Genomic DNA, 12,435 nt, shown 5'->3' on the forward strand with positions numbered 1-12,435 from the left:
GTGACGTTTATGGGCGCCACTATCGATCTCAACTCTGACCTTGGGGAAGCGTTCGGCTCGTGGAAGATGGGTGATGATATCGCTCTGCTGAACATTGTGACCAGTGCCAATATTGCCTGCGGGTATCACGCGGGTGACGCTAGCGTCATGATGGAGACCTGTGAGGCAGCTGCTGCGCGCGGAATTCGCATCGGCGCGCACGTCGCCTACCGCGATCTCCCCGGGTTCGGACGACGTCGCATGGATTACGCACATCGAGAATTGCGAGCCGAAACCGTCTACCAGATTGGTGCACTTTCGGCATGTGCACGGGCGGTGGGTACCGAAGTTTCCTACGTCAAGCCCCACGGTGCCCTCTACAACCGCATCGCAGTGGATGAAAATCAGGCCGCTGCAGTGGTGGAGGCGCTCCTGCTCGCTCGCTCCACCTGCGGAGATGAGCTTGCCATTATGGCGCAGCCGGGGTCGGTCATCGAACGGCTCAGCCTCGACGCGGACCTCCCTGTGATTAGGGAAGCTTTTGCAGATCGCGCTTACAACTCCGATGGAACTCTGGTGTCCCGAGTACTCGAGGGGTCGGTCATTGTAGAACCCGATGCCGTCGTCAAACGCGTCATTGCAATGGCTAGCGGGGAACCAATCGTCGCCTACGACGGTTCACCGTTGACCGTGCAGGCTGACTCTATTTGTTTGCACGGAGACACCCCTGGTGCGGTCGAACTCTCCCGTATGATTCGCCAAGGGCTCGTCGACGCCGGAGTCACCGTCGCTGCCCACGTATAGCGCGGACTCGCACACCGGTCTTATCAACCGCAGTTTTTCAACCCCGCAAGGAAGAAAGGATCAGCACCGCCATGGCCGAGATTCGCCCTATGGGAACAAATGCGCTGCTTATCGACTATTCATCATCGGCCAATCCGTTGGCGAAGGTACTTCGTGCACACTCTGCTGCGGCTGAGATTGAGGGACTCGTTGACAGGGTACCTGCAGCCCAAACGCTCCTTCTTCGCTTTCGCGGACCGGCTCGTCGTTACCTCGGCGCAGTAGAAACCGCGCTGCGGGGCAACAATGCGCAGAGGCAGACCGTCGACAAGCGAAAAACAATGACGATTCCCGTTCACTATGACGGCGCGGACCTTGAGTCCTTGGCACAAAGCCTTGGGATGAGCCCTCAAGCGTTGATCGATTGGCACTGCGAACGCCCTTGGACGGCCGCGTTCGGTGGATTCGCGCCGGGCTTTTATTACATGGTGCGCGGGAGCGGTCAGGGGTGGCCAGAGCCGCTTGATATTCCCCGCCTTACGACGCCGCGCACTCGAGTTCCCAAGGGCTCCGTCGGACTTGCGGGCCAATTCGCAGGTGTATATCCCATCGATTCGCCCGGTGGCTGGCAGCTCTTGGGACATACAGATGTGGAGATGTGGGACTTGAATCGGCCTAATCCGGCGCTGCTTGAGCCCGGGGTTGAGGTGCAATTTGAAGCGACTTCTACGGTGAGTGCGGCGTAGAAAAAGGGGGCGGAAGAGATGAAGAATTCTATCGAGATTATTCGACCCGGCATATTGACGACGATTCAGGATTTGGGCCGTGCAGGGCAAGGCAGCCTGGGCGTGAGTACTTCCGGTGCGTTCGACCACGAGTCCGCGGCAGCTGCTAACCGGATGGTTGTCAACGAAGAAAGCCTGGCGGTGCTTGAGTGCGTCGTCGGCGGGTTGGAGTTCCAAGTAGCGGAGGGAGCAATCATATCCTTCGCAGGAGCCCACGGTGAGGTGACTGTCGAGCAGGATGGCAAGGTCATCAAGACCTCGATGAATAGTCGAATTGTGGTCGGGGCGAAGGCAATTGTGCGGCTTGGTACCTTCGATGCAGGTCTTCGCGGGTACGTCGCGATTCGAGGGGGCATCGATGTCGCGGAAGTGCTGGGCTCGCGGTCATACGATACGCTCGGCAAGCTCGGCCCAGCGCCTTTGCAGGCCGGTCAGGTCTTGCAGGTCGGCGACCCGGAGTATTCGACGGGGTCGTCAATCGCAATTTATCCCGCGCCTCATTGGTCGAGCGAGGCTGCGCGCTTAGATGTTGTTCCTGGCCCTCGGGCGGACTGGTTTACGCGGGAAAGCGTCAGTGATTTCTTTCACGAGACATGGACCGTGACGCAAGAGGCCAACCGCGTCGGACTTCGGCTGAATGGGACTACTCTTGAGCGCCAGGTCACCCATGAGTTGGCAAGCGAGGGAATGGTCCCCGGTGCGATACAAGTGCCCGCATCGGGGCAGCCGATTATTTTCGGTCCTGATCATCCGGCGACGGGTGGATATCCGGTCATTGGTGTGTTGACGGAGCCGTCATTGTCGAGGGCCGGGCAATTGGTGCCCGGCGCGAAGGTACAATTCCGCCGGGTGCGGGCGGTATAGGTCTGCGGCTTCATTCTGCGCGATGGTGCGCCACTACGTTTGCCAGCTATGAGCGTCACACCGTTCTTCGCAGTAAAATCAGCCACCATGATTGAACACGCCTCCTTTTCTCAACTCAGCGCGACGGATGTTTATGCCATCTCGGCGTTGCGTACCGACGTGTTTTATCTTGAGCAGTCCTGTACAGAGCCGGAAATGGACTGGCGCGACCTGGAAGATACCGCAGAGCACTATTTCATCCGCGACGACAATGACGCCCGCAAGATTATTGCGTACTTGCGTGTGATTGACACGCTCGATGAGTTCTCGACGAACTACCCGCGCACCATCGGACGCGTTGTCGTCGATGCCGCGAGCCGGGGTAGGGGGTTGTCCTCGAAACTGCTGCAGCAGGTCATCGCTGACCACCCGGATACGGGGCTGATTCTGCATGCCCAGACGCAGGCGAAGGCTGTGTACGCAAAAGCCGGCTTCCATGAGATCGGGGAGACCTTCATGGAAGCCGGCATTGAGCACATCACGATGGTTCGTGATGGGTCCTAGGGGAAAGTACTTAGGCTCCGGTTTGTACGGCGTTGCTTACCTGAAGTTTTAAGCGTTGACCTTCGAACTTGCCAGGATGCGGTTTAGAGAGTCGACGCTGGCCTTCGCATCGCCGATAAGCATATCTGTGTTTTCGTTGAAGAACAGCGGGTTCTGCACGCCCGAGTAACCCGAACCCATCGAACGCTTGAGAACAATCACGCGCTCAGATTCCCACACCTTCAGCACCGGCATACCTGCAATCGGGGAGCCCGGCTGCTCTGCCATCGGGTTGACGGTGTCATTTGCACCGATGACCAGGGTGACATCCACGTCAGCGAAGTCATCGTTGACCTCGTCCAGCTCCAGCACGATGTCGTAGGGAACCTTGGCCTCAGCCAGCAGCACGTTCATGTGACCCGGTAGGCGGCCGGCGACTGGGTGGATACCGAAGACCACTTCCTTGCCGGCCTCACGCAGGTTACGGACCAGGTCAGCAACAGCGTACTGAGCCTGTGCCACAGCCATACCGTAGCCCGGAGCGATGAGGATCTTGTCTGCGTCACGCAGAATCTCGGAGGTGTCCTCGTGGCTGACCTCGGTGTGGGAGCCTTCCACAGCGCTTCCCGACGAAGCCTCGGAGCCAAAGCCGCCCAGAATAACGTTGGCAAAGGAGCGGTTCATGGCCTCACACATGATGTACGACAGGTAGGCGCCGGAGGAACCAACTAGCGCACCAGTGATGATGAGCAGCGGGTTGCCAAGCATGAGACCGGTGAAAGCGGCGGCCCAACCGGAGTACGAGTTCATGATGGACACGACAACCGGCATGTCGCCGCCACCGATGGCGATGACCAGGTGCCAGCCCAAGAACAGGCCCAAAGCAGTGACTGCAATCATGCATGCCCATGCGATGGCGCCGCCCTCGGTGCCGGTTGCGATGAAGACAGCCAGGAGAACCAGAGTGACTACCAGAATGGCAATGTTCAGAGCGTTGCGGCCCGGCAGCAGTAGTGGCGAGCCCTTGATCTTCTCAGACAGCTTCAGGCCTGCGACGATGGAGCCAGTGAAGGTCACAGCGCCGATGAAGACGCCAATGTAGACCTCGCCGAAGTGGAACTTCAGGGCATCGGGGGCTACATCTTCAGCGAAGATGTAGGAGTTGAAGCCGATGAAGATAGCGCCGAGTCCGACCAGACCATTGAACAGTGCAATCAGCTGCGGCATGCCAGTCATGGCAACGCGGCGTGCGCGACTGATACCGATGACACCACCGATGCCGATAGCGACAGCGATGAGAATCAGGGTAATCAGCGGCGAGAAGTGAGTATCCGGCTTGGTGTCTGCGGTCACGAGTGCCTGGAAGATGGCAATGACGACGGCTACAGCCATACCGGCGATACCGAAGGAGTTACCGCGGCGAGCGGTCTCCGGCTTGGACAGGCCCGAGAGGGCAGCGAGGAACAGGACGGCGGCGACAATGTAGCCGACGTTGGACAGGCGGTAGGTCCAGTCCAGAAGCGAAGCAGTATCAATGCTAGCCATTAGACTTTATGCCTCCTCTTTCACAAACATGCCAAGCATGCGGTCGGTGACGGCGAAACCGCCGAAGATATTGATGGAGCTAACCACGATGGCCGCGAACGCGAGACCGGAAACCAGCAGGTTGGAGCTTCCCACCTGGAGAATCGCACCCACCAGAACAATGCCGGAAATCGCGTTGGTCTCAGACATCAGCGGTGTGTGTAGGCGCGGCGTGACCGCGGAGATTACGTAGAAGCCAAGCACGATAGCCAAGGTGAGAACCATGAAGTTGGCGCTCACGCTGTGCGGTGCGCTGAGCATAACCACAATTGCCAGCAGTGCCATCAGGCCCAGAGCAATCTTCGAGCCCAGGCCCGATCCCATGAAGGAAACCTTCTCCGGCGCATTCTCTTCTAATGCGGCCTGGTGGGCCTGCTGCTCCTGCAGTGGGGCAGCAGGGGTGACAGCGACCTTGATTGGCGGTGGTGGCCAGAGAATCTCAGCTCCGGTAGCGCCGGCGCCATTCTGTGGGCGAGCCTTTGTTACCGTGATGCCACGGATAATCTCATCCTCGAGATTGAGAACCGGAGAGCCATCCTTTTCCGGCGTGATCAGCTTGAACAGGTTGAAAATGTTCTGTCCGTACAGCGACGATGCCTGCGCGGGCAGACGTCCTGCAAGGTCGGTGTAACCGATGATGGTCACACCGTTGTCAGTGACAATGGTCTTGCCTGGAACCGTCATCTCGCAGTTGCCGCCACCGGCGGCAGCCATGTCGACGATGACGCTGCCTGGTTTCATAGCTGCAACATCGGCAGCAGTCAGCAACAGCGGAGAGCGACGGCCCGGGATATTCGCGGTGGTAATGACAATGTCAGCCTGCGCGGACTGCTCGGAGTAGAGCTTCGCGGCAGCGGCAGCCTGATCATTGGTCATTTCCTTGGCGTAGCCATCCTCGGACTTCTCGGCGGCGGCCGGAATCGGGATGAACTCTGCACCCATCGATTCGACCTGTTCACCGGCTTCAGGGCGCAGGTCTGTTGCCTTAACAACCGCGCCCATAGAGTTGGCCGTACCGATCGCCGCAAGTCCGCCGACACCAGCGCCGATGACGTAAACGGTAGCTGGTGGCATCTTGCCTGCGGCAGTCACCTGACCAGTGAAGAGGCGACCATATGCAGAAGCAGCTTCAACTACTGCGCGGTAGCCGCCGATGTTGGCCATCGACGACAGCACGTCCATCGACTGTGCCCTGGAAATGCGGGGAACTGCATCCATAGCAAGGGCAGTGATGTTGCGTTGCGCGAGCTCTTCGACCAGTTCTTCGTTTCGGCCTGGCGCAAGTCGGCTGATCAGCATGGCACCGTCGTTAAGCAGTGCACGGAACTGCTCCGGCGGAGTGTCGAGCGTTACGACGATATCGCTGTGCCAGACAGACTCGTCGACAATGGTGGCACCGGCGGATTCGTAGTCCGCGTCGGTGAACTTAGCAGCCAGGCCGGCGTCAGCCTGCACGGCGACCTCGTAGCCAAGCTTGACGAGTTTGCCGACGGTCTCCGGGGTCGCAGCCACAATTGTTTGCTGGGGATCGGGTTCTAAAGGGATGCCGATTCTCATTGTGGGAGTTCTTTTCTGTTCGGGGGTTTTATTAAGAGCCATGCGCACTCGGTTGTCGGTTAACAGTGAGTGTGGGCGTGGCCACTTTCTCCTTGGTGTCAATAAGGTATGCGCTGGTGGGGAGGCAGCGGAGGCGTTTGTGGAAAAAGGTAATAAAAATATGTGGGTAACGGTGGTGAGGTGGGTTTTCTGAATCTGTGCACTCTTGGAAAGGGGGTAGGAAATGGGGGTGGTGGTGTTAATTTTGGGCGAGAGTGAACATTTTCAGCGCCCTGAATGATTGTTTGAGGGGTGAAAGGTGGGGGAGGCTATTCCTGTCTTTACGTATGTATTTACGTATTAGGTAAATTCGTATTCCTAGGTTCTTGGCAAGAGTTAAGGAAAACGATGATTGGTTCACTAAGTGTCGCCGGAAAGACCGTGTCGGCATCCCGTCAAGGGCGGGCGCGCACGTTCTCGAAGGTGGTTGCTCTCTCGCTCGCAGCTGGTGTGGTTCTCGGCGGACAGGCGCCAGCGCAGGCGGCACCGCGCATTGGTCAGCTGCCGGACATCACTGCACGTGAAAGCACTGTTGACTACCAGAACTCGGAAACCGTGGACAAAATTGGCGGTGCTCTGGTGGATGTCATGGGTGGCGTGAACCGCGTCATCTCCGGTGGTGAAAGTGGCCATATCACCGAGCCGTTCGCCCCAGAGGCGGGGCACCTGCGCAAGGAGTTCGGGGCGATGGGCTCCCACCCAGTTGCCGCAACCCGTGAAGCAATGCCATGTGATGGTGTCGTCTACACCATCTACAACCGCGTGCTGCGGGACCTCCACGGTCTCCACGGCACCACCGGCTGCTATGACGTGTTGCCGGAATCGGCCAACGCCTCCCCAGTTGGCGCGCAGCTCATTTACCCGGCGGATATCGACTCCATGGAGTCCGCGCCGCTGATGGTTCTGAGCCCTGGCATTGGTACTGAGCCAGGTATGTACGACGCGCAAGCGCGACTCTATGCAAGCCACGGATATGTCGTGGCTCTCGGCTACAACTTCACCAACTGGTTCGCGCCACAGATGGTGCTGGCAGCTTCAGTTGCCGCAGCGGCCAATGAGGACGAGTCCACGCCACTTGCAGGCAAGATCGATTTCTCCCGGACGATGCTGGTCGGGCACTCTGCAGGTGGTGGCTCCGCAATCTTCCTGAACAACAGGATGGATAAGGCCTTCCAGGCTGCGGGCATCGATATGGTCACCCGTGGTCTGGTTGCCATCACCCCAGGGCCTTCCGACGCTGGGCTGATCTCCACCCCGCCGGAGATTCCAAGCCTGGTGGCCATTGCTGAGCACGAGGACATCGTTCCTTTTGATGCCGATCGACGTGGTTACCGCGATGCTGCAGGGCCCGCCTGGGAAGCGGTAGTCACCGGTTCCTACCACGGCACCTACCTGGATGATCCGTCCAAGAATGTGCTCGGCTCGATGGTGCTGTCCTTTAGCGAGTATGTGCTCGCCGGAACGAGTCGAGCAAAGGCTGTCTATGAGGGTGCCAACTATGGCCTGGCCACTGACTCCGAGCTCAAGGACGTTCAGCGCAAGGGCATCTAGAGCTGGCTACTCCATCGACTCTGGAATTAGCTTTGCCGCGGCCTCGGCGATTGCCTTGCGCTGCGCTTTCGTGAGCTGATTGCCGTTGAGGTAGTCGTTAGCCCAGAGTCCATCGGAAATCATTTGGACAACGTAGGCCATGCAGGCATCCTGGTCGGTGGCAATCCGTTCTACCGGCGGATTCCACCGGCGCAAAAGGCGCGTCCAAATCTCGCGTAGCTCCGGGTCGGCGGCAGAGTCGATGGACATGAGTAGCTCGGCCCTCGTTGCCGTATCCAGCGAGACCTGGAGGTTTGCGCGTAGGCGGTTGGCGGGGGATACCTCCTCTGCGGGCCCACCTGCGGCTTCGATAAGCTCCTCCTCCCATAACTGCGCCATGTGCTCATGGACGCTGCGGATCATGTCTTCGCGGGAGGGGAAGTGGTAAATCAATCCTGATTTACTCATTCCGCATTGAGTTGCAACATTTTCGTAGGTGACCTCGGAAAAACCGCTTGTCTCGATAATCTCAACGATTGTGTCGAGGATGGCAGTGCGCTTACTCGTGCGCATATTCAGTCTCCTTCGGGTTGCCGCGGAATGCCACCGCAGTCGCAATCGCTGCAATGACAGCAACGACAGCCAGGATAATCAAAATGGCCAGGTAGGAACTGTCGAGGCCGGCGCGGGCGCCGTCGTTAAGCGCTGGCGTGTGAAGTGCATCGGTGAGTGAGATGCTGGCGTCGACAGGCGTGAACAGTGCGTAGAACATAGGCAGGAGACTGCCTGTGATTGCGACGGTGATCAGTGTGCCGAACTCGTAGGACACGGATTCCATCGCCGCCGCCATACCTGCCTTTGACCTCGGCGCTGAGCCGATAATCGCGGTCGACGACACCGACATCACAGAACCTGCGCCCGCGCCGAGCAGTATCAATCCCGCGATCATGAGCGAGAAATTGCCCGAGGAAACGCCGTAGTACATGCCTGCCAGTCCGACGGCGTTGAGGAGGAAGCCGCCGGTGATAAGCGTGCGGAAACCCACTCGATGGAGCACCATGCCGCCGATGACACCAACTGGCAAGGACGCCAGTGCCGCGGTGGCAACTAGCAAGCCCGCGTCGAGTGGTGTGTATCCGACGGAAATCTGGAAGCGCTGCGTCGTCATCAATTCAGCGCCTGCCAGGACAAACATGGCAAGCGCGGCTGCCAGCACGCCACCGGAAAACATCGGCGAACGGAAGACCGAAAAGTCGATGAGGGGTTCGGTAAGACGTGCCTGACGACGCTGAAACAGTACCGCGCCCACTAGCCCACAGGCGATAGCTGCGACGATGACGGTGGAGGAGCGATGGCCGGCGAGTTCCTTGATAAGCGAAACCAGGCCCAGCATGGCCAGCATCGCGTAGAGGCTGGTGAGAAAGTCCCAGCGCTTGGCTGGATTGGGCTGATTTGGTGGAGCGAAAATCAGCGTGCCAATGATTGCGAAAACTACGACAGGGATGTTGATAAGGAAGATTGAGCCCCACCAAAAGTGCTCCAACAGGAAACCGCCGACGACGGGGCCAGCAGCGGCACCCAGTGTTGCCGTGGCTGACCAAATGCCAATAGCCGTGGCAAGTTCACGAGGGTGGTGGAAGGTCTCACGTAGCAGTGCGAGAGTGGCCGGCATCATGGTCGCGGCGCCCAGTCCCAGGCAGCCGCGGGCGATGACCAGCGCCCAGGCGTGCGGCGCAAAGGCCGCGGCCAGGGAAGATAAGCCAAAAATCGTCAGGCCCACAAGAAACATCTTGCGGTGACCGATGCGGTCGCCCAGAGTGCCAGTGCCGAGGAGGAGTGCGGAGATCACCAGTGGGTAGGCGTTGATGATCCACAGGCCCTCCAGCTCGGTTGTGTGGAGCTGCTCGCGCAGAACTGGCAGGGCAGTGTAGAGCACCGAGTTATCTATGCCGATGAGTAGTAGGCCGGCGCTGATGATAGCGAGGAAGACCCACCTGTGGGTGACTGGAGTGGACGGATTAGCCCTCGTGGAAGCGGCGTGGTCGGTACTTGTCATTCCAGTAACTGTAACGAACGTTCGGTTTAGTTACAACTTCTGGAGAGCGACGATTTAGGCCTAGAACTTCAACAAAAGTACGCCAATCCCGCCCAAAGGGCCGGTGAAAAAGTGTCTAAGTTGAAGGCGTTATTGAGGTACGAATTCACGGACACCGTTCGATCCCCCCCGTGGCGCCCGAGCGGGTAAAGATCAGCTTGGACGCGCTGACTTTACGCTCGGACGTTGTGGCCTATCACCGCCGGGATAGTGATTGGCGCATCCCCGAAAAGCTCCTTCTGATATTCGTTCTGCTCGAAAGCGCCGGCATCGTTATCCCTGATGGTGGCTACATTTGTCAGTTTGCGTGCCGACGGTGCGGAGTCCTTTTGGAGCAGTCCGCCACGGTTTCCCGCAGTGGTGGCTGCGAAAGCGCCTGCGCCACGGTTTCCAGCAGCAGTGCTCGCGGTTCCGCCAGCCGCGCCCGAAGTTCCGGTAGCAGTACTGTTGCGCGCACTGATGAGGGAATTCATCAATCCACTTCCGCGCTGTCCAGGGCTATTCGAGGTGTTTGGCAAGGCAGACCCAGCGACCCCGGCACCCAAGCCGGTTCCCATCCCGCGACCTGCTGTTGGCGTTGGCATACGACCGGGACTTGAAGTCAGAATTCCCGAGGCCGGTGGGCGGGAGCTTGCGTTTCCAGAAGCCGGCAGTGCCGGGATATTGCCCGCTGGTGTGAGCCCCGCAGCGCGTCCTGCGCCGAGGGAGCCAGCCGGTCGGTTGCCGTGAACGCCGTAAGGCGAAGATGCCTGCGGTGAAGTGCGTTGAAGTGGGGCGCTCGCTCCCGAAGGAGCGACCATGGCTGGATTCGCCGCGTTCGATTGAGCCATGGTCGATGTACCGGTCGGGGAAGTTGGCGAGATTGTGGAGCTCGTTGGGCTGCCAGGTGATGCGGGGTGCACAGGGGTAGCAGACGGATTAGTAGGGTTCGATAAAGTCGAAGTGCTCGGTTGAGCCTGCGAAGGAGCGGGAGCACTCGCGGCTGTGGATTGTGGTGTTGGAGAATCCGGAACAGTTGAGGTGGCGCCAACTGGTGCGCTGGCGGCCTGCATGCTTCCAGTCATCCCCGCAGGCGAAAGACCGAACTGACTAGTTCCAGAACGCCCGGCGACTGTGGCCCCAACGGAAACCTCGGCAGTCACACCACTTCCGGCATCGGCAGAAACCAGGTTAGGAATTCGAGGAATAGCGGTCTGTAGCTGTGCGGTATACGGGCCAGAGAGAAAGGCTGCTACCTCGGCCTGTTCAAAAGCCTTTTGCGCGCCAGGGTTTGGGAGTGCCTTGGACTCGGCCTCAATCGCAGATAGTGCATTGACGGCCATTGCCTTAACGGACGGCAAAACGGCAAGGTGTCCGGCCATGACCTCAGATGCGGTGGCGATGCTGGTTGCGCGTGCGGCCAGACCTTTCATTGTTGAGTCAGCAGCAGAGAAGACAGCACCGCTGTTGCTCGACACCAAGCCGGATGAGATGGAGGTTAGATTGCTGGCCAACGTGGTCATAGTTTCGGCGAAGTTGTTCCAGTAGGCGATTGCCTCGGCTACGGCACCGTCGTTTGTCGAGGAAAACATGGATAGTAGGGACTTCGCATCAAGACCGAGTTCCGCAGAAAGTGTGACTGGCGCGAAAGTGAGACTTCCAGCTTCAAACATTGGCCGACGCTGAAATACACCGCTTGTTCGCGCTACTTCGGCAATGGAAGCACCGTCACCATTGAACGGGTTAATGCTTCGAAGGATCCGATTCATGGTGGATTCGTGCTCAGTAATCACGCGACGGAAGTCAGCGAGATTTGTTTGCGCCCACGTGAGCTGTTTGCCCAGAGACAATCCGACGGCGGCAGAGCTTCCCGTACTGCCGGAAATTGCGAGACTGTGTTCTGTCGCCACCAGCTGGAGTGACGGAACCTGTGAGTAGCCGGCCAAGTTGGGCTGCATCGTCATAGACGAGCCGGGAAGCATGATTGCTCCAGTTAGTCCGCTAATTGCGTGATCAATTGTCGAAATATTTGCAGAAATCAAGACATTTCCCCCAGGTAATTGGTCATAAGTTCATTGGCGGGCTTGCAGAGTGTTTCATCGAAATCAGTGGATTCTTCCTCTGAGATGTGCGTTATAAAACCCAGTGCGCCTTTCGGGGTCTCTACGGATGCAATGCAGTACGAGAGACCAATCGGGTTGGTTTGTTTGAAAGTCACCCAATGAAGGCCTTCCGAGTGGTGTGTGGTGGGGTGAGCGTCATAGTTCTCGAGCCGGGAATGGGCCACCGATGTGTGCCAGAGGCCAAGTGGCAAAATGTGACTTGTTTGAAGTCCGCAACCTATTTGTTTGACACCTTTAATTCGTTCTGAAACCTCAGACTGCTCCCGGAACCCCAGCCTGTCTAAGCGCCCCATAATCTCAGGGTCGTCACACGGATTGGTCAGGACGAATTCGGGTGCGTCGTAGTTGTAGTGCCCATCGGGGCCAAGTGGAGCATCACCGGGCTCCGGCGGATTGTTGGGTGGAAGCACACCCGCAGGTAACGCCACGCCCGAGTCAGTAGTGATGGTTGTCGCATTGTCGCCGACAGGTTGAACGTCCTCGCCGGAAGCCTTGGTCGATGCGCAACTAGTCCCCGTTACTCCCCATAGAAGTGCTGACACTAGGGCGGCAGTAGTCGCCTTTTTCAATTTTCCCTCCCCAAAGAATTTGTGTG

The 12,435-nt window shown here is 58.5% G+C and carries 11 protein-coding genes; 5 read left to right on the top strand and 6 right to left on the bottom strand.

All coding sequences use genetic code 11. The annotated features are described in order from the left end of the window. Nucleotides 1-9 precede the first annotated feature (9 nt). From QKE19_RS07185 to QKE19_RS07200, 4 genes are all read left to right on the top strand, one after another. Nucleotides 10-783: a 5-oxoprolinase subunit PxpA gene (locus QKE19_RS07185; protein WP_049172677.1), complete on the top strand. Its 774-nt coding sequence runs from the start codon at nt 10-12 to the stop codon at nt 781-783. 71 nt (nt 784-854) lie between these two features. Further along, entirely contained in the window at nt 855-1,508 is a 654-nt protein-coding gene (locus QKE19_RS07190; RefSeq protein ID WP_049172678.1) for an allophanate hydrolase subunit 1, read from the top strand. Between the two features lie 18 nt (nt 1,509-1,526). After that, on the top strand, nt 1,527-2,411 hold the full coding sequence (locus QKE19_RS07195; RefSeq protein ID WP_049172680.1) for a biotin-dependent carboxyltransferase family protein: 885 nt from the start codon (nt 1,527-1,529) through the stop codon (nt 2,409-2,411). An 87-nt stretch (nt 2,412-2,498) separates the two neighbouring features. Then, complete coding sequence (locus QKE19_RS07200; RefSeq protein WP_259803138.1) at nt 2,499-2,954, top strand: GNAT family N-acetyltransferase; 456 nt, start codon at nt 2,499-2,501, stop codon at nt 2,952-2,954. A gap of 48 nt (nt 2,955-3,002) precedes the next feature. On the opposite strand, the gene QKE19_RS07205 is transcribed toward QKE19_RS07200, so the two are convergent. Beyond that, nucleotides 3,003-4,478: an NAD(P)(+) transhydrogenase (Re/Si-specific) subunit beta gene (locus QKE19_RS07205; protein WP_049189335.1), complete on the bottom strand. Its 1,476-nt coding sequence runs from the start codon at nt 4,476-4,478 to the stop codon at nt 3,003-3,005. 6 nt (nt 4,479-4,484) lie between these two features. Further along, on the bottom strand, nt 4,485-6,074 hold the full coding sequence (locus QKE19_RS07210; RefSeq protein ID WP_101687675.1) for a Re/Si-specific NAD(P)(+) transhydrogenase subunit alpha: 1,590 nt from the start codon (nt 6,072-6,074) through the stop codon (nt 4,485-4,487). Between the two features lie 387 nt (nt 6,075-6,461). On the opposite strand from QKE19_RS07210, the gene QKE19_RS07215 reads away from it, so the two are divergent. After that, nucleotides 6,462-7,664, top strand: a complete 1,203-nt coding sequence (locus QKE19_RS07215; RefSeq protein WP_347890697.1) for an alpha/beta hydrolase — start codon at nt 6,462-6,464, stop codon at nt 7,662-7,664. 6 nt (nt 7,665-7,670) lie between these two features. Here the strand turns inward: QKE19_RS07215 and QKE19_RS07220 are convergent, their stop codons facing one another. From QKE19_RS07220 to QKE19_RS07235, 4 genes are all read right to left on the bottom strand, one after another. Beyond that, nucleotides 7,671-8,216 carry a TetR/AcrR family transcriptional regulator gene (locus QKE19_RS07220; RefSeq protein WP_049189337.1) on the bottom strand — a complete coding sequence of 182 codons (546 nt, stop codon included), beginning with the start codon at nt 8,214-8,216 and terminating at the stop codon, nt 7,671-7,673. Then, nucleotides 8,203-9,699: an MFS transporter gene (locus QKE19_RS07225; RefSeq protein WP_347890698.1), complete on the bottom strand. Its 1,497-nt coding sequence runs from the start codon at nt 9,697-9,699 to the stop codon at nt 8,203-8,205. Before QKE19_RS07225 ends, QKE19_RS07220 begins: the two co-directional genes overlap by 14 nt. 212 nt (nt 9,700-9,911) lie before the next feature. After that, nucleotides 9,912-11,759 carry a hypothetical protein gene (locus tag QKE19_RS07230; RefSeq protein WP_347890699.1) on the bottom strand — a complete coding sequence of 616 codons (1,848 nt, stop codon included), beginning with the start codon at nt 11,757-11,759 and terminating at the stop codon, nt 9,912-9,914. Continuing rightward, a complete protein-coding gene (locus tag QKE19_RS07235; protein WP_347890700.1) occupies nt 11,756-12,382 on the bottom strand; it encodes a hypothetical protein in 627 nt (208 codons plus the stop codon). The genes QKE19_RS07230 and QKE19_RS07235 overlap by 4 nt, the downstream gene beginning before the upstream one ends. Nucleotides 12,383-12,435: the final 53 nt, after the last annotated feature.

This window comes from Corynebacterium sp. c8Ua_99 (assembly GCF_039907185.1).
GTDB lineage: Bacteria > Actinomycetota > Actinomycetes > Mycobacteriales > Mycobacteriaceae > Corynebacterium > Corynebacterium jeikeium_D.

Coding starts and splice junctions, on each gene's coding strand:
- QKE19_RS07185 (WP_049172677.1), top strand. CDS start 10: ATGGGCGCCACTATCGATCTCAACTCTGACCTTGGGGAAGCGTTCGGC.
- QKE19_RS07190 (WP_049172678.1), top strand. CDS start 855: ATGGCCGAGATTCGCCCTATGGGAACAAATGCGCTGCTTATCGACTAT.
- QKE19_RS07195 (WP_049172680.1), top strand. CDS start 1,527: ATGAAGAATTCTATCGAGATTATTCGACCCGGCATATTGACGACGATT.
- QKE19_RS07200 (WP_259803138.1), top strand. CDS start 2,499: ATGATTGAACACGCCTCCTTTTCTCAACTCAGCGCGACGGATGTTTAT.
- QKE19_RS07205 (WP_049189335.1), bottom strand. CDS start 4,478: ATGGCTAGCATTGATACTGCTTCGCTTCTGGACTGGACCTACCGCCTG.
- QKE19_RS07210 (WP_101687675.1), bottom strand. CDS start 6,074: ATGAGAATCGGCATCCCTTTAGAACCCGATCCCCAGCAAACAATTGTG.
- QKE19_RS07215 (WP_347890697.1), top strand. CDS start 6,462: ATGATTGGTTCACTAAGTGTCGCCGGAAAGACCGTGTCGGCATCCCGT.
- QKE19_RS07220 (WP_049189337.1), bottom strand. CDS start 8,216: ATGCGCACGAGTAAGCGCACTGCCATCCTCGACACAATCGTTGAGATT.
- QKE19_RS07225 (WP_347890698.1), bottom strand. CDS start 9,699: ATGACAAGTACCGACCACGCCGCTTCCACGAGGGCTAATCCGTCCACT.